An 18,329-nucleotide genomic window follows, 5' to 3' on the forward strand; every position below is an offset into this window, starting at 1 on the left:
AAGCCGTTTGCCAAACTCTTATTTTAGATATAATTTCATGAAAGATATGGAAATCACAGTTGATCAAATGTACAATATTGAAAATAAAGGACACGATATGGGATTCTTGAAAAAATTCATGATGGAAAATGCGGGAGCTGCTGCAGTTAAAAGATTACTTGAAAAAATTGGAGATGTTAAATCCAAAAATATTCTGATTTTTGTGGGATTGGGAAACAATGGGGGTGATGGTTTGGTTATGGCAAGGCATCTTACAGGATATGGTGCAAAAGTAACTGTAATGCTCCTTGGCAATTCTAATAAAATAAAAACCGAGGAGAGTAATTGGAATTGGTCTCTTTTACAAAAAATGCCTTCGGTAAAACTACTATCTGGAAATTCTTTGAAATTTGATTTCAAACCTGATATTATAATTGACGCAATTCTAGGAACTGGAATATCTGGAGAGATTAGGGAACCTTATGCGTCTGCAATAAATTACATTAATGAAACTGATTGCTACAAATTTGCAGTTGACGTTCCATCTGGCTTAGATCCACAAACTGGAGAAACTGCAAATATTTTCACAAAATGTGATATGACAGTAACATTTCACAAAATGAAACAAGGAATTCCCAAAAGAAAAGATTTGACAGGTGAATTATTTGTTGAAAAAATTGGAATTCCTCCTGAGGCTGAAGAGGGTATACTATGAAAGTTCACCAAATTCAAGTGGGAAACATGCAGAATTTTTCATATATTGTAGAGGATGAAGATACTGGTGAATCTATTATTATTGATCCTTCTTGGGATTTAATTGAATTGGAAATGATAATTAAAAAAAACAATTTGAAAATAAAATACATTGTAAACACACATCATCACTTTGATCACACATTAGGAAATGAAGCAATGGCTGAATCTACTAAAGCTCCAATTATTCAACATGAAAATTCGGAATTAAAACATGATATTTCAGTAAAGGATGGGGATTTTATTGAATTTGGAAATTCAAAATTAAAAGTACTTCACACTCCTGGTCATTCCCAAGATAGTATTTGTCTTATTGGTGATGGAAAAATTTTCTCAGGTGACACACTATTTGTAGGAAATTGTGGTAGAATTGATTTACCTGGAGGTTCTGCAAAAGATCTCTATCATAGTCTTTTTGATATTTTATATAATTTGGATGAAAATCTAGTCATGTATTCTGGTCATAATTACGGATCTTCTGAGATTTCTACTCTGGGACAGGAAAAAATCACTAATCATGTAATGCAAAAACGAACTGAACAACAGTTCCTTGATATGATGGGCTAGTGATTTTAATGGAAAATTTTAAACTGTTTGGAAATGTAGAGCAAGGAAAAATTTTTCTTGAATCAATAAAGAATGGAAGATTTCTTTTTTCGTTTGTAATTTCATATACTGAAACATGTGAAATTCCTGGAATTACTTTTGCAGGCGCTGACATGGATTCAATAAAATTCACTCCGCCTGCTGATGCTGAATATCTTCATTATGGATATTGTAAAACAATTGATAAAATTCCCATGACTCCTGATGGAAAACCAACTCCTGGATTGCTTACAAAAACTGCACTAGAATCTGCTAGTATTCCTCATTTGACCATTAATGCTGGAAGTAAAATTTCCCCACAACTCCCATTCTTTGATACTGGTATGGTATTTGGAAAAAACATTTCAACACAAGATGCTATGACTGATTCTCAAGTATCCCATGCTGTAGATTATGGACGAATTATTGGTAGAAGTATGGCCTCTCTTACTGATTGCTTGGTGATTGGTGAAAGTATTCCTGGCGGAACTACCACTGCATTAGCAGTATTGAAAGCATTAGGTTATGATGCCAGAGTAAGTTCTAGCATTCCAAATAATCCAGTTGAATTAAAAAATCAAATTGTTACTTCTGCCTTGGAACGAATAGACTCTGATCATCCATATAGTGTTGTAGCAAAGGTAGGTGATCCAATGATTCCTTTTGTAGCTGGAATGTTGAGTTCTGCATCTAATGTATCAAATGTAATGTTAGCTGGCGGTACGCAAATGGCCGCAGTTTTGGCATTTGCATCAAAAATCGGATTTAATGAAGAAAATACTGCAATAGGAACAACTTCTTACATTACTGATGATGACAGTGCAAATTTCACAAGTCTTGTAAAAGAAATTGCTGACATTCCTGCAATATCTGTAAATCCTGGCTTGGAAAACTCACAATACTCTGGTTTGAAAGCATTTTCTGAAGGATTTGCAAAAGAAGGAGTGGGTGCTGGTGGAAGTATTATCTCTTCAATGATCAAAACTGGAAATGATTCTTCAAAATTTTTAGAGATTGCAGAAAAAGAATATCATCGATTATTTACTTCACTGTAACTGATTTTGCTAGATTTCTAGGATAATCAGGATCTGTATTTTTCTCAAGTGCTGCATAGTATGATAATAACTGAATTGGAATTATTTCTGAAATTGGATACAACACTTCATCAATCTTTGGCATTTCTATCCAGTAATCATAAACATCACTTTCTATATCTGAAACTCCAATTACTTTTGCGCCACGAGCTTTAATTTCTCTTGCACTAGTTAGAGTATCTGAATATGTTGAATCATTTGGATTGATAATTATCACAAATACACTTGAATCCATCAATGCAAGAGGTCCATGTTTTAATTCTCCTCCTGCAATTCCTTCGGCATGAATGTATGTTAGTTCTTTTAGTTTTAGTGCGGTCTCTATGGCAATTGGATAATTTATTCCTCTGCCTAAAATGTAAATGTCTGAAATTTCCTTTAACTCTTTAGCAATCTGCTGAATTTTTCTTGGATTTTCTAATATTTTTAGAACTGACTTAGAGAAATTTTCAAAATTTATTGTTATGTCATTGTTTAGTTTTTGAACAATTTTATATAATATCACCAGTTGTGATGTAAAACTTTTTGTTGCAGCAACTCCAATTTCAGGCCCACAATTCATTCCAATTACTACGTCTGCTTCACGTGCAAGTGAGGATGTCATTAAATTAACAATTGCAATAATCTTACAATTTGCTTGCTTTCCGATTTTTACTGCATCTAAGACATCTGCACTCTCTCCACTTTGAGATATTGCAATGATGATGGAATTTTCCTCTATGCTGTCTGGTGAAAATTGTAATTCGCTTGACATTACTGGCTCTGCTTTAATTTTGACGTATTTTGATAGAATTTGCTTAGCAATTAATGCCGAATTGAAACTGGTTCCACTTCCCGTCACATAGATATTTTTTGCATTTTTTATGTAATCTGCAGTTTTTTCAATTGCTTCCATAGTTTTCTCTCCTGCTTTTAAGACAGTTTCAGGTTGTTCGTAAATTTCTTTTAATGTAAAATGTGCATAATCTCCTTTGTATGCATCTCCAAATTCTTTAGATACTTTTGTTATTCCATATTTTGCATGTTCTCCATGAAAATCTAAAATCTGAAATTTGTTTTCATCTAAAATAACAAAATTTCCATTTTCTAAATAAATTGCATCATCAGTAAATTCAATAAATCCTAAAACATCACTTGACAAAAAGAAATCATCGTGCCCAACTCCTATGATTAATGGTTCATGGAATCTTGCTGCTGCAAGTTGCCCATTCTCAAACATTGCAACAAACGCATAATGTCCTTTAATTTCAGAAACAGTTTTCATAATTGTTTCTTTGACATCTTTTGTTTTTTCATAATGTTTTTGCAGCAAATTTGCAATTATTTCACTATCTGTTTCACTTTTGAAATTATATCCTTCATCTTGTAATTTCTTCTTTAATTCCTCAAAATTTTCAATAATCCCATTATGCACTATGGCAATTTTTCCTGAATTACTTTGATGTGGATGTGCATTAAAATCGGTAACTTTTCCATGTGTTGCCCATCTTGTATGTCCTATACCTATTTTCCCAGGAAGTGAATCTAACTGAACTTTTGAATTTACTTCATTTACTTTCCCAATTCCTTTCTTTAATTCAATTTGATGATTTGATTCTGTTGCAACTCCAACACTATCGTATCCACGATATTCCATTCTTTTTAATCCCTTGACGATTATTGGTGATGCTGTCTTATTCCCATAATATCCTATAATTGAACACATTGTGATTCTCTTTGATATTGGGGTTATTTACTGATAAGCCTATTTTTTCGATTATTCTGTTGAAGAAGTTTCATCTTTTGGGGCTTCAGCCGGTGTTTCAACTGTTTTCTCTTCCGTGGCCTCTTTTGGTGCCTCACCCTCTGTTTCTTCTTCAGTAGCCTCTACTACAGGCTCCTCTTTCTTTGTCTTTTCTAGCATTTCTGGAATTTTTGATTCTGGTGCAAAATGAACACTATTCTCTTCATCAACTGTAACGGTATAAGATGGAATGTTGACTTTTCTTTCACCAATCATAATGTGGCCATGAATAACTGCTTGTCTTGCTTGATATGGTGTTTTGAATCCTAGTTTCTTTGTGACAATAGTTTGTAATCTTCGTGAAAGTAAATCTGTTGCATTTAGGTTAAGTACATCATCTAATGTTGCATCACTACTTACCAAACCTATCCTTGCAAGAGAGTTCATTAAGATTGGTTCTTTTTCTGCTCTGATTTCTTGTCTTAATGCAAGTAATGATCTGGCCTGATGTCTTACACGTGATAGTTCTGTATGTGCTTTCCATAATTCTCTTTTAGTTCTTAATCCAAATGTTCCAAGAGTTTTCAGTTCATCCATTTTTAATTCATAATTAAGAGGTCTTTTTGGTTTCCTCCATACTTTACGTGGATATTTTGGATCTCCCATTCATAACACCTATTCTTTTTTCTCCGCTGCTGGAGCTTCTGCAGCTGCTGGTGCTCCTTCTGCTGGAGCTTCTGCAGATGGTGCTGCAGCTGCTGGAGCACCTGCTCCTCCTTTCTTAACTGGAGCTGCCATTCCTCCTTTTGCTACTCCTACTGCTCCACCTTTTCTACCTGAAGTTCTTGTTCTTTGACCTCTGACTTTAAGACCACTTAGATGACGATAGCCTCTCCAACTTGCAGTAATTCTTTCTCTTTCAATATCGTTTCTTAATGTAAATGGAATATCTGATGTTAACAAATGTAAATCTGCACCAGTTTCAATATCTTTTCTTCTGTTAAGGAACCAACTTGGAAAATTGCTTGCAATTGGATCTGTAATTAATTTCTCAATTGCTTGAACATTTTCATCAGTAAGGTTTCCGATATTGGAATTTGGATTAATTTTTAGAGTATCAAGAATTGCAGTTGCAAAGTTGTACCCAAGACCTTTAATCTGGGTCAATCCGATAACCATTTTCTTTTCTCCACGGATATCGTTTCCTACAATTCTGACAATGTGTCTATATTCTTGTGCGCTCAAGTATTCAAAAATTCAAAGAATCCCCGATAAAAACCATGCTAGGCACCAAATTAGATGATTTTTCAAATATAACCATTTGTGAACTATTCATCATGCCTGATTTCAGTGTATTTTTCAACTATTTTATCTAAAGTCCTCGTCATTTGTCCAGTCATTCCCTTGAACATTCCACTGATTACATTTACAGCATTTTTTTACCCCTCTTTGAGCATCAATATCCACACAAAAACAGTGTATTCCTTTTCCAGATGGATCTTTACTACAGAGTCTTTGCATATTTTTATTGAGATCTTTTTACTAATTATCTTATTGGAATAAACATATCAAAAAGTTATAACATTCAAAACTTTTCTATTTCCTTATGAGTGAGACCTTTGATCGTGAAAAAATTGTAGATTGTATGTTCGATCCTACGACTGCTTCCATTTTAGCAGAACTTGAGGATGGCGAAAAAGAATGTTCTTTTCTGGCTGAACAAACATCAATTTCAGAATCCGAAGTTCTTCAAAGGCTATCATATTTGATTGAACATGAATTTGTCTTAAAAGATTCTGATGATGAAAAATGTATCTTAAAAGCTAACTCTGAGAAATTATCAAGTATTATTGAGGATGGTGATAATTTTGATGCGACTATTAGTGGATTGGAAAAAATGGACAGTTATCTAAACTGATTTTTTCCTGTTTTTAATACCAAAAATTCCAATTATTACAAGTCCTATCATTCCGATAATGAGAATAGATAGGGATATAGTTGAAAGAATAAGTTTTTTTCCTGTATCTGGAAGCGGTCCAATTGCACCTGTAACATAAATTTCGTCATCTACATTGCTCTCGATAATTAATTGATAAGTTCCTGATTCAAACACATCAAATTCTTTTTCAAGAATCTCATCATTTACTTTTTCAGAAATTATTTCAATATTTGATGGGTCTAATAATTTTGCAGATATCGTATTTTCCTTAAATTCCATTACTTGCACTGCAAAAATTCCAACAGGTGTAGTTTCTTTATCAATATTTACTGAAACTGTAACTGTCTCGATTGAGCTTACTTTGCCATTTCCTTGATTAATTCCTTCCAATGTCATTTGATTTTCAACTACAGATACTGCTAATCCTGCAACTATCAATAATCCAAAAATTACTGTAATTAATCCTGATTTCTGCACAGTTTCAGGATGATTTTCTTTACTTTAAACCTAATTTTTTTCAAATTTGTAATGAATGGATAAAAAAGTTAGATTGGGCTAAAAAAGTTAGCTTAGGGTAACTTTAAATAATGAATTTGCCTTTTTTTACACATCTTGAGAATTCGTCGTTCATCTGCAATGATTTTATTGCTCTCATTAGTTATCGTATTTTCGGTAATCGCATTCTTTCCAACTTTCTCTGACGCTCAATCAGAACCTAAAACATTTGTAACTCATTCAGGAGCAGTTGTTAAAACTTCAGGAGAAATATTAGATCCACTATACACTAGTGCAACTGTAGAATTTGATCCAATGGAATATCTTCGGGATTTCAATTATGGGCAAATTTCACAACTTGAAGATGGTACTACCCTAAGAGAATTTACAATTATTGCAAATGATGATAAAATAATGGAGGTTTCTCCTGGAATATTTTACAATGTATGGACATTTAATGGAACAGTTCCAGGACCTACAATTCGAGCAACAGAAGGAGATATTGTACGAATCAAATTCATCAACAACGGAGAAAAAGAACATACCATGCATTTTCATGGAATCCATCCTGCTGGAATGGATGGAGTGTTTGAACCCGTAGGAGGAAATGGTGGACAATTTTTTTATGAATTTGAAGCAGGCCCTGTTGGTGTTCATCCTTATCATTGCCATGTGATGCCTTTAGAGGAACACATTGTTCATGGTCTCTATGGGGTCTTTATCGTTGATCCAAAAGAAGGACGTGCTCCTGCTGATGAAATGGTAATGGTTCTAAACGGTTTGGATACGGATTTTGACACTGAAAATAATTTCTATGCTGCAAATACAATTCCATTTTACTATCAACATCACCCAATTCAGATAAGCACTGATGAATTAATTCGAGTTTATGTAGTTAACATGGTAGAGTTTGATCCAATTAATAATCTCCACTTGCATGGTAATCTATACAAATACTATCCAACAGGAACTGATGTTGTCCCATCATTTTATACTGATATGATTACTTTATCTCAAACTGAGCGTGGAATCATGGAATTTGAGTATCAATATCCTGGAAAATACTTGTTCCATGCACACAAAGTTGAATTCTCAGAAAAAGGTTGGATTGGAATATTCATGGTAAATGAAAACAAAAAAGGTGTAGAGTCTGAGGGGTATGGAAGTTAGTACAAAATCCTCAAAAGGAAAATTAATTGCTAGTGGTGTAATCCCATTTATTTTTCTAATCGTCTTGGTTGCATACATTTTTGGTCCTGGATCTGAATTGTTAGATTTGGGTATTCCATTGCCTGAGATAACTATGGAAAAAGTTGATTTTCTTGATTCCGAAATTCAAGTTACAGTTAGAAACACTGGTCCAATATCTGTAGAAATTGCAATGGCAGACATTAATGATAGGATACAACCAGCAGCTGTTGAACCTGACAGATACCTAGAACGATATGAAACTGCTCTAGTTAGAATTCCTTTTGAATGGAATGAGGCAGAGCCTTATAGAATTGGAATTACAATTGAGGATGGAACTAGATTTGAAAAAGAAATTGAAGCGGCAGCTCCTGCATTAGAACCAAGCCTTGAGCTTTTAGGATTTTTTGCAATTATTGGAACCTATGTCGGAATAATTCCAGTAATGATTGGATTGCTTTGGTTACCATTTATCAAAAGGATTAGTAAACAAAAATATCATTTCTTTTTGGCACTAACTGCTGGACTATTATTATTTTTAGGAATTGATTCTATTGAAGAAGCACTAGAGGTTTCAAATGAAAGTCTTGCAGGTAGCTTTAACGGAGTAATGCTTGTTGCAACTGTTTTAATTTTGTCCTTTCTTGGATTATACTATACTGGTGAAAAATTAGTAAGTAGAGCAAAATCATCTAGAATCACAAAACCTGTTGCAATTGCATTGATGATATCTATTGGAATTGGGTTGCATAATTTTGGGGAAGGACTTGCAATAGGTGCAGCAGTTGGTTTAGGATCTATTGCATTTAGCACCTTTTTGATTATAGGTTTTGCAGTACATAATACGACTGAAGGAATTGCAATAGCTGCACCAATGTCTAGAGAAAAAAATGTAATTGGAAAACTCGCTGTCATGGGATTAATTGCTGGTGCTCCTGCTATTTTTGGAGCCTGGATTGGTGGATTTGTTTATTCTCCTTTCACATCAGTTGTGTTTTTATCAATTGGAGCAGGTGCAATATTTCAAGTTATAATTACCATTTTAAAGTGGATTCGAGAACAGGGTGACAAAAATCTCTCAAGTGCTGCCATGGCTTCTGGGTTTGCAGTTGGAATGGTGATCATGTATCTTACTAGTATCTTAATCTAATATGGCTCTGGGTGTATCGTAATTACAGAATTTTTTATCTCTGTTCTAATAATATGCTCAATTTCAGATGTCAAATCATGAACTTTTTCAATTGGTAAATCTTTGTCAAATGAACAGTCTATATCTATTTTGAGAATATTCTCAAACTTCAATGATAATATTCTTCCAATTTTCTTAATGTCTGGATATTTTTCTAATATTGCCTTAATTCTTTTCTCTGTTTCAATATCCTCAACATTGAAATTTTTTGGAACCGTTACAAATGGCTCCAAATGGATAGTGGCATGAAATACTTCTGGAATCTGCTCTTGAATTTTTTGTTCAACTATTTCAGAAATTTTATGAGCAGATGAAAGATTAATTTCTCTATCTACCATTACGTGTAGATTAGAATATGTTTTCCCTTTTGTTTTATGTGTACTGACATTATGAACCCCTTTAACTCCCTCTACATTTTTTACAATATCCAAGATTTTTGCATCTAATGGGACATCCTCCCAATTAGGTTCAAAATGTATTGTAGTAGACGCATTTGAAATTTTATTTTTTATGTTTCTCTCTACACCATCGCTAATCTCATGAGCTTTATCAAAACTTGTATCTCCTCTTAATGAGATGGTAACATCTGCAAAAATTGTATCTCCTGATTTTCTCATGAGTATTGATCCTACATCAACTACTCCTTCAGTTGATAATGAAATCTCTCTAACTTTTTTTACAAGTTCTGGAGAAATTACATCCGTCAAATCTAATGCTGTTTTGTATACTAGTTTAATGCTAAGTATTGCTAATAATACCCCTAAAATTAATGCTGCAACAAAGTCTCCAAAATACAATCCATATGCAACTAAAACAATTCCTATAATTGCAACTAAAGTCGAACCAAGATCCATGAATGCATGATAAAAATCTGCTTTTAGTGTAGCGCCACCAATTTTTTTAATAGATTTCTTTAGAAGAATTATTCTAAAAAAGTCAACACCTATTGTGTAAATACCGCCTATAATTGCAAACAATCCTGGCAAGATACTTGGTGGTGGGCTTTGCAATCTGTTGATTGATTCGTAAATGAAAAAACAAGCAATCAGAAAAATTGCTATTCCTCCAATTAATCCTCCTAGCGACTCAATCTTTCCATGACCATACGTATGTTCTTCATCTGGGGGCTTTATTGCCCATCTTGCTGCTAACAATAAGACAACCGTAACTACACTGTCTAACAAAGCGTGAATACTGTCTGTAATTAATGCAAGACTGTTTGAAATTAAACCAAAAATTAATTCTACTAAAAATGCTGAAAAAATGGCTAAAAGTGAAATTTGTAACACTCTGGTCCTTTGAACAAATATTCCCATTCTTTTTGATTATTTGAATCACCTATTACCGTTTTCTAAGAAGAACTGATACGACAACATTATTTGTGATAAAATGTGGTCTTAGGAATGTGTGGAATACAAAATATTTGAGCCTATTTGCAATTTTTTCAATTATATTAATAATTCCTGTAATTGAGGTTGAGGCATCAAGTAATCCAAACTTGTTTGTCTCTGCTGAAAATCCACAATTTGACAATCATTTTTCTGGCTCTATGGTGATTGAAGTAGTAGTAATCGATCCAAATCTAAGTGATACTGGTGAAGGTAAAGGCGAACCTGATGTTACTATTAATGGAAAATCGTTACGAATGGTACAGGCAACTGATGGAAGTTGGTATGCTTATTTTGCCAATGTTGACAAAGCCAGGAATGCTGATTCTACCGTTAGTGAAAATGGTGAAGGACTAGATTTTGGAGTTTTTTGTAGTAGGAATACCTCCTCATCTGTAATTGGAATTTCCCTTTCAGAGACTGATGGATTTGCTGTGCCTCGTTCCACCCCTGATTCTACTGATGGCACTTCTTCATTTACTTCATGTACTGGTTCTCCATCTGGTACGATTTGGAATAATGTTGTTAGAAATGCAAAGTCAATTAATACAAACTCCAACGTGCCTTCTGGACAAATAGGGCTGGATCCTAATGCATGGCCATTAATCCAACTTTATTCATTTAATGATGTTACAATTCAGTACAATCCTGCTGGCCAATCACAACAAGTTTTGCTAGAGTATGATGAGATTCCAAACATTTCAATGAGTCTTGATAGGGCACTTTATCCTGAAAATGCTGAAGTTTTTTTGTTAGTAAATGATTTTCAATTAAATCAAGATCCAACAGATGAAGACTCTTGGACTTTTGATGTGGGATCCACTCCATCTGTTTTTTATCAAGCATATGATAATTCTGGTTCTGATTCTGCAAATGGTGGATCTGGTTTAGTAGATTTAGATCCATATCTTTCAAGTATTGGTTTTGAGGATAATGGACAACTTTCTATATTCAAAAATTCCGTTCTTGAATTACAATCAAATAATGAGCAACCTGATACCAGTGTTTCTAATGGACCTGTAACATATTCCGAAATTATTACACTAGTTGAAGATGGTCCAAATTCTGGTATATTTGATACTGGTGATGATAATGATCAGTCTGTCTTGAAAATTTTAAATGATGCTCCACGAGGTCAAGCTGGCTCTATTACATATAATAAAAAATCTATCTCTGTTCTAACTGGTTCTTCATCAGCTAATGTTTCTCTAGGTGATCCTACTTTAACCATCGGTGATGGTTCCCAATCATTAAAGCCCGGATCTGAATTTCCAGTAATCCTTGTTGACTCTGATCAAAACATCAATTCTGATTCACGAGATCACCTCGATGTTTACCGTGCATCAGCACTTATTCCTTCCATCACTATAGGAAATCCTATCACTCTTGGAAATGCCCAAAATGTCTTATTTCATACATCTTCTTTACCTACAGGTGATGATGCAAATTCTTCCATGCCTGATTCTAACTCTGACCGACTCTATATTGATACTTCAAACGTAGCAAATGCCTCTTATGAAATAATTTCGCTGAATTTGGGAATTTCTGCATCTACGTTAGCTTCTACTTTAATTGATGTCTCTGAATCTGATACCCTGGGAACAAATTGGATTAATTATGATTTAAGATCTCTTAAAAATGATTTAGGAATCACTGATTTTACTGATACATCCTTTTCTCTTTATTTTGGAACTCTTACTGGATCATCCATAACTATAGTTGATGCCGGTGAAATTTCGTCATCAAAAGGATTTATTCAAATGGATGATTCTGATGTTGCAGATATTTCAGATCAAAGTGGAACTGTATTTCTTGTAATTGATTTTGATTCTTCTGATGATGATTCTGGTATGATTTTTGTTTCTGATGAAAGAAACAAACAACCAATTGTTTTTGATCTTTTTTCTTTTGGATTAGAAAATGATGTGAGTATAAACAATTCTATTTATCGTTTTGAATTAGAAGAAACTCAGGATAACTCTTCTACTTTTGAAGGCACTTTTGAATATGCTGTGGCAAATCAACTAAACATACTAGATCCAAATTTCATTCAAACCATACAAACCATTGATGATCAAATAAAAATTATCATAACAGATAGATTAATTGATGAAGAAGGACTTACAATATCTTATTCCGATTTGGATGAAGTTGGTGTATTCACAACAACTTCTACAAAATCTGATGCTGCTACAAATTCTGGTGTTGTATCAACATCTTCGACAACTTTCAGATTTGGACAACCTGTAACTCTAACTCTAAAAGACGCTGATCTAAATTTAAAAAGTGACACAATAGAAAGCTATCACACTATTGATGATCCTAATTCTATCAATGTGGATACAGTAGGAAAAGATGGAGAGATATTATTAGAAATCAAACTCAAGGACATTCGTTACAAGCGTTGTACCATAAATGGAATTGAATATGGTGGATTAGCTTCTACTGGTTTTTCTCTAGTTGAAACTGGACCTAGTACGGGAATTTTTGAAGGGGTGTTTAAAATGCCTTCACAAATTTGTGATAAATCTGGAACTAAATTAATTTCCACTGCCGGTGGCAGCCTTGATGCTAAATATTATGATTCAAGAGACAATTATGGCAATCCAAATGTTTTCAGTTTGTTGAGAGATACGCCTACTTCCTTTTACAGTTCGCCAAAACTTAGTACATACGATGTTGTAAAACCCATTTCAGGAAAAGTTGAGGAAATTATTCTTTCTGGAAGTATCGATAATCCTAGAAGAGGAATCCCGTTGAAAATAATTATTAGCACTCCTGATGGGCAGACTCAAAATTTTGCTGCAACACTATCTAACAATGGTGGCTACAAATCTGTGATTTCAATAAATGAAAATTCTTTGTCAGGTGTTTATGAAATTAATTTATTTTATAATGATTCGTTTATAGAGAAAATTTCATTCACAGTTTCTAATCCTCTGATTCCTGATTGGATCAAAAATAATGCACAATCATGGTCGTCTGATAATGCCTCTGACTCTGAATTTATTGATGGAATTGAATATTTTATTGAGAAAGGACTCATCATCAAACCCTCTTCGGCAATTTCTGATTCTGAACAAAAAATACCTGATTGGATCAAAAATAATGCAAAATGGTGGGCAGATGATCAAATCTCTGTTGAAGACTTTGTAAAATCAATTCAATACTTGCTCAAAAAAGGTATCATTAGAATATAATCTGGTCAATTTTTATTTCGTTCAAAATATAAATACTCTCAACTCATGAAAAAAAATGAAAATGAGGCTAACTGGATTCTTAGCATTTGCTTTATTGTCAATTTCAATTTTATCTTATGGTATTAGTGGTGCTGCATTTGCAACCAGTGATCCTAATCCTGCATTACCTGTATCTACTGATTTGGATATTGTTTCAAATGGTGGGTCTGTAAAATTATCTGGAACTATCAAAGATTATGATTCTTCATCTGGAAAAGGACTTACATTTATCATAAAATCTCCCGACAATAATATTGTCGGTATTGGACAACTGACACCAAGCTCTGATGGCTCTTTTGCAAAAAGTATTGTTGCTGGTGGCCCTCTTTGGAAATTAAATGGTGATTATATTATTGAATTTCATTATGGTGCAGATTCATCCGAAGTTTCAGTAAATTATGTTGGCGCTGATTCAGAACCTGTTGTCAATAAACCAACAGAACCAGAACCAAAACCTGAGCCCGAACCAGAACCAAAACCTGAGCCCGAACCAGAACCAACACCTGAGCCAGAACCAACACCTGAGCCAGAACCAACATGTGGAGCTGGCACTGAACTAGTTAATGGAATTTGTCAAGTGATAAAAACTGAAGAACCAAAAGGTGGTGGTTGTTTAATTGCTACTGCAGCATATGGAACAGAATTAGCACCACAAGTTCAGTTCCTTAGAGAAATTAGAGATAATACTATAATGAGTACTTCATCTGGAATTGCATTCATGTCTGGTTTCAACCAATTGTACTATTCCTTCTCACCAACAATTGCTGATATGGAACGAGAAAATCCTATGTTCCAAGAAGCTGTAAGGGCATTTATCACTCCTATGATTTCGACATTATCTATTATGACATTAGCTGATGATGGCTCAGAGGCTGAAGTTTTGGGATTGGGAATTTCTGTAATTGCATTAAACTTGGGTATGTATATTGCGGCTCCAGCATTAATTGGATTCAAAGTTCACAAACATATCAAGTCTAGAAAATAATCTGTTTTCACTCTAGGTTATTATACTGAAACACCTTGGATAATTCATGCATATTGAATATGAGGAATTTGAAACAATTGAAGATATTCTAATGTATATGACATCTGCTGCTCCTCCCATGAAAAACACCATGCCGATTAATTCTTACAAAGGCTATGTGATGTCTTTTATTCCACTAAGTCCTGCAACTGGAGAAACTTATCTTATGCTTTATGTAAAAGGCTCCCTTGAACCAGGAATTTATGAATTTGATGTTTCATCAAAATCATTTAAAAAAGTTGAAAGTATTGAAAGGGCAGACAAAGTTTACTTTATCTGCCTAACTCCTAAACGAAATACAATAGCAGATATTGCGATTGAAAATCTATAATTTTTTAGTTTGAATTTTAGGTGCAGATACTGATCTACTTCTAGCATATTTGTCGATTATTTCGTCTGGAGTTCTTCCATTGAATAGATCCTTGCAGAGTCCTCTAAGATATCTCATAATTGCCCAAGTTCCAGCTTTGAGAATTCCATACATGAATACCTTCATTGGAGGACCGTATGTCTTATTTCTTAGAATAATTGGAATAATGTCATTAATTACACGTAAATTATTTTCCCAACATTTCCAAAATAGGGTAAATTGTGCTTCATTCAAATTCCCAAAATGCATGGAATTCTTTTCACTAAAGTCTTGGTAAAGTAATGGTGCTACCAAACCTCTAAAGTCCATTTCTCTAAAGTCGCTCATCATGTCTATAGTATATTGAATATCGTCAGGTGTTTCATCAGGCCATCCAATTATGATTGTCGCAGCTGGGAACCAGTGATTCTCATTTAGAATTTTTGCACCTTCTCTTACAACACTTCCCCATTCTTCAGGTGCAAATGGTTTTGTTTTAACTCCTAGATGCTTCTTTACCATGTCTGGTGCAACTGTTTCAATTCCTAGATTTGTTGCAAGCCATCTTCCAGTTTTATCCTGCTGGTTAACCTGTGAAATTTGTTGCATTAATAATGGATCTGCCGCTACAGCAGAAAATGTCATATGTGTTGTACCAATAAAGTTTGCACCTAGGCCTTTGAGCCCTTTCCACAAATCAACTATGGCATCTCTATTTGGTACAAAGTCTCTATTATCACATCCATAGAGTAACATTTCATCTGAATGTAACCATACAGAATCAAATCCATAATCTAAGTTAATTTTTGCCTCATGCTGTAATCTCTCTAATGGGAGATCTTTCTTTGATCTTTTGTTTACATCACAAAAGTCACATCCTCTTCCACAACCTCGCATTGCTTCAATTAATGAATTGATAGTAGGGCCTTCAATAATTGGAATATTTTCAAGGTTTCTTACAAAACAGTGCATAAGTTCTGGCGCATCATTTTTTTCTAAATCTTGAAACAAATCCACTGCTAATTCATCAGCTTCCCCAACAACAACTGTATCAATTCCGTGGATTTTCATTCTATCTGATTTAGCTAATTCCCAAGCCCCATTTCCTCCAACTACAACTTTAAAATCATATTTCTTTTTGAGTTGAATTATGCTAGCACACATTTTTTTAAATTTCATTGCGACATAGGATAATTTTTCTGGGGACATTGTTGTTGTAACTGGAGCCATTCCTAATGGATCCATCACATTGATTCCTACAACTTTGGTGTCTGGTCCAATTGATTTCTGTAACATTTCAGGATGTGCCATGAATACATCTTCTCTTTTGTATCCTCCTTGAATTAACGAACTCTCAATTCTTCTTAGTCCTACTTGAGCAACTTTTACTTCACCTGTAATTGGATCAGTTTCTACAGAAGGACAAAATACTTTATCGAAAACCCATTCAGGTAAAACCTCATATGGTCCACATGCGATAAATCCATACAGAAAATTTCCTCGATAATTTGTCATTAAACTACGATCAGCAGTAAGAACAACACGTTTGCCAGCCAATTACCCAACTTCGTTTAGGTATCTTATATATGATTTACGAGGTATGTTAATCCTGAATTTTAACTTGAATAATTTTTTTTGATTGCCCTGTTTGCAATATTTGCTGCTATCCCTCCTGCAGCAATACCGTTATCAATATTCACTACAGATAGTCCTAAAGAGCAACTTTGAAGCATAGATGCTAAGGCTGCTATTCCCTTTTCACCATATCCATACCCCACTGATGTTGGAATTCCAATAATAGGAATGTCTACCAAAGTTGAAACTAGAGTAGCTAATGCTCCCTCCATCCCTGCAGCAACTATGATACAATCTACATCCTCATTGATCATTTTTTTTAAAATTGGAAAAACTCTTTGGATTCCTGCCACTCCTACGTCATAACTTGTAATGCATTTACAATTCATTGCCTCGCACATCAATCTGGATTCTTCAGCTACTCCTATATCCGAAGTACCTGCGGTCATAATTCCAACTTTCCCCCCATGAAATTTTATTGGATTTTTAAAAAGTAATAGCGATGATGAATTTTTCCCAGTCTTAATTTTCACTTTTAATCTCTTTGCAAATACTAGAATTTTTGGATAGTCATTTTTCTTTATTCTTGAGATGATTAGTGAATTTGTTTTTTCTAGAGTTTTTTTTGTAATTTTTTTAATCTCATCTAATTCTTTTGTTTCAGCAAAAACTACTTCTGGAATGCCTCTTCTTTTTCTTCTATTGATATCTATTTTTACAAATCCTTCGACTTCTTCAATTGAATAAAGTGATAATAGCTTTTTTGCATTATTAATTGAGATTTTTCCTTCTTTTACTGATTCTAAAATTTCATGAATTTCCAATGTGATATTTTCTTTATTAGTATAAAAAAAGGCTTAGATTTCGATACCTGAGATGGCGCTTTTTACACTCGCAACTGCTTTATCAAATACTTGTCTTTCTTCATCATTTAGATCCAATTCAATAATTTTCTCAACTCCTTTTTTACCAATTATTGCCGGAACTCCTATTGTTACATCTGAATGACCGTATTCTCCATCAAGATATGTTGCAACTGGAATGACTTGTTTTCTATCTCTTACAACAGATTCTACAATTGCAGAAATTGCATTTCCTGGTGCATGAACTGTAGCGCCTTTTAATTCAATTACTTTAGCTGCTACTTGTTTTGTATTAGTTACTAATTCATCCAGTTTCTCTTTAGGTAGAAAAGTTGATAATGGAATTCCTGATACGGATGAAAATCTTGGCAGTGGTAACATGTTTTCTCCATGTTCACCAATTACTAATGCTCTGATGGAATCACGAGAATGACCTGTTGCTTCATGAATAAATTGTCTAAATCTTGATAGATCAAGCATTCCTCCCATTCCAAAGACTCTACTTCTATCAAATCCAGAAACCTTGTAAGTAATGTAAGCCATAGGATCAAGTGGATTTGTTACTGGGATTATCATTGAATCATCTGCATATTTTTTTACATTCTCAACTACGCTCTTTACAATTGACGCATTAATTTTCAAAAGATCCATTCTGGTCATTCCTGGCTTTCTTCCGGAACCTGCCACAACAACGACAACATTTGATCCCTTCATATCTGCAAAATCGTTTGATCCTTTTACTTCTACATCAATTCCTTGCTCTGATAACATGTGATTGATATCCATGGCTTCTCCTTGGGGGAGACCTTCAGCAACATCTAGTAATAATATTTGATCATCTAATCGCTTTAATGCTGAAAATAATGCGGCATCTCCGCCTACTTTACCTGAACCAATAATAGTAATCATGAAAATTCGTGCTAAATTTGAATAATTAAATCTAATG

The 18,329-nt window shown here is 34.0% G+C and carries 18 protein-coding genes; 9 read left to right on the plus strand and 9 right to left on the minus strand.

The annotated features are described in order from the left end of the window. Positions 1 to 46: 46 nt before the first annotated feature. From NSED_RS01585 to cobT, 3 genes are read left to right on the plus strand one after another with little or no spacing between them, the layout of a single operon-like run. Positions 47 to 694 (plus strand): NAD(P)H-hydrate epimerase, encoded by a 648-nt coding sequence (locus tag NSED_RS01585; RefSeq protein ID WP_014964493.1) that lies wholly within the window; start codon positions 47 to 49, stop codon positions 692 to 694. Next, entirely contained in the window at positions 691 to 1,299 is a 609-nt protein-coding gene (locus NSED_RS01590) for an MBL fold metallo-hydrolase (protein WP_014964494.1), read from the plus strand. The genes NSED_RS01585 and NSED_RS01590 overlap by 4 nt, the downstream gene beginning before the upstream one ends. A gap of 8 nt (positions 1,300 to 1,307) precedes the next feature. Beyond that, positions 1,308 to 2,372, plus strand: a complete 1,065-nt coding sequence (gene cobT, locus NSED_RS01595; RefSeq protein ID WP_014964495.1) for a nicotinate mononucleotide-dependent phosphoribosyltransferase CobT — start codon at positions 1,308 to 1,310, stop codon at positions 2,370 to 2,372. Here cobT and glmS read toward each other — a convergent pair. The 4 genes from glmS to NSED_RS10400 all read right to left on the minus strand — a co-directional run bounded on the left by glmS (position 2,359) and on the right by NSED_RS10400 (position 5,655). After that, positions 2,359 to 4,116 carry a glutamine--fructose-6-phosphate transaminase (isomerizing) gene (glmS, locus tag NSED_RS01600; protein WP_014964496.1) on the minus strand — a complete coding sequence of 586 codons (1,758 nt, stop codon included), beginning with the start codon at positions 4,114 to 4,116 and terminating at the stop codon, positions 2,359 to 2,361. The genes cobT and glmS overlap by 14 nt on opposite strands. Before the next feature lie 51 nt (positions 4,117 to 4,167). Further along, positions 4,168 to 4,800 carry a 30S ribosomal protein S4 gene (locus NSED_RS01605; protein ID WP_014964497.1) on the minus strand — a complete coding sequence of 211 codons (633 nt, stop codon included), beginning with the start codon at positions 4,798 to 4,800 and terminating at the stop codon, positions 4,168 to 4,170. 9 nt (positions 4,801 to 4,809) lie between these two features. Then, complete coding sequence (locus NSED_RS01610; protein WP_014964498.1) at positions 4,810 to 5,379, minus strand: 30S ribosomal protein S13; 570 nt, start codon at positions 5,377 to 5,379, stop codon at positions 4,810 to 4,812. 123 nt (positions 5,380 to 5,502) lie between these two features. Continuing rightward, positions 5,503 to 5,655 carry a hypothetical protein gene (locus NSED_RS10400; RefSeq protein WP_016940040.1) on the minus strand — a complete coding sequence of 51 codons (153 nt, stop codon included), beginning with the start codon at positions 5,653 to 5,655 and terminating at the stop codon, positions 5,503 to 5,505. A gap of 85 nt (positions 5,656 to 5,740) precedes the next feature. Between NSED_RS10400 and NSED_RS01615 the strand changes: the two genes are divergently transcribed. After that, positions 5,741 to 6,052, plus strand: coding sequence for a helix-turn-helix domain-containing protein (locus NSED_RS01615; RefSeq protein ID WP_014964499.1), 312 nt, complete (start codon positions 5,741 to 5,743; stop codon positions 6,050 to 6,052). Here the strand turns inward: NSED_RS01615 and NSED_RS01620 are convergent. Further along, a complete protein-coding gene (locus NSED_RS01620) occupies positions 6,044 to 6,550 on the minus strand; it encodes a hypothetical protein (RefSeq protein WP_014964500.1) in 507 nt (168 codons plus the stop codon). The two genes, NSED_RS01615 and NSED_RS01620, sit on opposite strands and share 9 nt — an antisense overlap. Positions 6,551 to 6,709: 159 nt before the next feature. On the opposite strand from NSED_RS01620, the gene NSED_RS01625 reads away from it, so the two are divergent. Both NSED_RS01625 and NSED_RS01630 read left to right on the plus strand, forming a co-directional pair. Further along, a complete protein-coding gene (locus NSED_RS01625) occupies positions 6,710 to 7,738 on the plus strand; it encodes a multicopper oxidase domain-containing protein (RefSeq protein ID WP_026090016.1) in 1,029 nt (342 codons plus the stop codon). Then, positions 7,728 to 8,906, plus strand: coding sequence for a ZIP family metal transporter (locus NSED_RS01630; protein WP_014964502.1), 1,179 nt, complete (start codon positions 7,728 to 7,730; stop codon positions 8,904 to 8,906). The genes NSED_RS01625 and NSED_RS01630 overlap by 11 nt, the downstream gene beginning before the upstream one ends. Here NSED_RS01630 and NSED_RS01635 read toward each other — a convergent pair. Beyond that, positions 8,903 to 10,255: a cation diffusion facilitator family transporter gene (locus tag NSED_RS01635; protein WP_026090017.1), complete on the minus strand. Its 1,353-nt coding sequence runs from the start codon at positions 10,253 to 10,255 to the stop codon at positions 8,903 to 8,905. The two genes, NSED_RS01630 and NSED_RS01635, sit on opposite strands and share 4 nt — an antisense overlap. Positions 10,256 to 10,368: 113 nt before the next feature. Between NSED_RS01635 and NSED_RS01640 the strand changes: the two genes are divergently transcribed. The 3 genes from NSED_RS01640 to NSED_RS01650 are packed head-to-tail and all read left to right on the plus strand — an operon-like array spanning position 10,369 to position 14,927. Further along, on the plus strand, positions 10,369 to 13,533 hold the full coding sequence (locus NSED_RS01640; RefSeq protein WP_014964504.1) for an alpha-2-macroglobulin family protein: 3,165 nt from the start codon (positions 10,369 to 10,371) through the stop codon (positions 13,531 to 13,533). A 55-nt stretch (positions 13,534 to 13,588) separates the two neighbouring features. Beyond that, on the plus strand, positions 13,589 to 14,557 hold the full coding sequence (locus tag NSED_RS01645; protein WP_014964505.1) for a CFI-box-CTERM domain-containing protein: 969 nt from the start codon (positions 13,589 to 13,591) through the stop codon (positions 14,555 to 14,557). A 46-nt stretch (positions 14,558 to 14,603) separates the two neighbouring features. After that, entirely contained in the window at positions 14,604 to 14,927 is a 324-nt protein-coding gene (locus NSED_RS01650; protein WP_014964506.1) for a hypothetical protein, read from the plus strand. Here NSED_RS01650 and NSED_RS01655 read toward each other — a convergent pair. From NSED_RS01655 to NSED_RS01665, 3 genes are read right to left on the minus strand one after another with little or no spacing between them, the layout of a single operon-like run. Further along, a complete protein-coding gene (locus NSED_RS01655; protein WP_014964507.1) occupies positions 14,922 to 16,502 on the minus strand; it encodes a B12-binding domain-containing radical SAM protein in 1,581 nt (526 codons plus the stop codon). The two genes, NSED_RS01650 and NSED_RS01655, sit on opposite strands and share 6 nt — an antisense overlap. Positions 16,503 to 16,561: 59 nt before the next feature. After that, positions 16,562 to 17,344, minus strand: coding sequence for a nickel pincer cofactor biosynthesis protein LarB (larB, locus tag NSED_RS01660; RefSeq protein WP_014964508.1), 783 nt, complete (start codon positions 17,342 to 17,344; stop codon positions 16,562 to 16,564). Positions 17,345 to 17,377: 33 nt separating this feature from the next. Further along, complete coding sequence (locus NSED_RS01665; protein ID WP_014964509.1) at positions 17,378 to 18,292, minus strand: malate dehydrogenase; 915 nt, start codon at positions 18,290 to 18,292, stop codon at positions 17,378 to 17,380. Positions 18,293 to 18,329: the final 37 nt, after the last annotated feature.

This window comes from Candidatus Nitrosopumilus sediminis (assembly GCF_000299395.1).
Lineage (GTDB): Archaea > Thermoproteota > Nitrososphaeria > Nitrososphaerales > Nitrosopumilaceae > Nitrosopumilus > Nitrosopumilus sediminis.

Excerpts from the sequence above, each read along its gene's own strand:
- NSED_RS01585 (WP_014964493.1), top strand. The coding sequence starts at position 47 with ATGGAAATCACAGTTGATCAAATGTACAATATTGAAAATAAAGGACAC.
- NSED_RS01590 (WP_014964494.1), top strand. The coding sequence starts at position 691 with ATGAAAGTTCACCAAATTCAAGTGGGAAACATGCAGAATTTTTCATAT.
- cobT (WP_014964495.1), top strand. The coding sequence starts at position 1,308 with ATGGAAAATTTTAAACTGTTTGGAAATGTAGAGCAAGGAAAAATTTTT.
- glmS (WP_014964496.1), bottom strand. The coding sequence starts at position 4,116 with ATGTGTTCAATTATAGGATATTATGGGAATAAGACAGCATCACCAATA.
- NSED_RS01605 (WP_014964497.1), bottom strand. The coding sequence starts at position 4,800 with ATGGGAGATCCAAAATATCCACGTAAAGTATGGAGGAAACCAAAAAGA.
- NSED_RS10400 (WP_016940040.1), bottom strand. The coding sequence starts at position 5,655 with ATGCAAAGACTCTGTAGTAAAGATCCATCTGGAAAAGGAATACACTGT.
- NSED_RS01615 (WP_014964499.1), top strand. The coding sequence starts at position 5,741 with ATGAGTGAGACCTTTGATCGTGAAAAAATTGTAGATTGTATGTTCGAT.
- NSED_RS01625 (WP_026090016.1), top strand. The coding sequence starts at position 6,710 with ATGATTTTATTGCTCTCATTAGTTATCGTATTTTCGGTAATCGCATTC.
- NSED_RS01630 (WP_014964502.1), top strand. The coding sequence starts at position 7,728 with ATGGAAGTTAGTACAAAATCCTCAAAAGGAAAATTAATTGCTAGTGGT.
- NSED_RS01645 (WP_014964505.1), top strand. The coding sequence starts at position 13,589 with ATGAAAATGAGGCTAACTGGATTCTTAGCATTTGCTTTATTGTCAATT.
- NSED_RS01650 (WP_014964506.1), top strand. The coding sequence starts at position 14,604 with ATGCATATTGAATATGAGGAATTTGAAACAATTGAAGATATTCTAATG.
- NSED_RS01665 (WP_014964509.1), bottom strand. The coding sequence starts at position 18,292 with ATGATTACTATTATTGGTTCAGGTAAAGTAGGCGGAGATGCCGCATTA.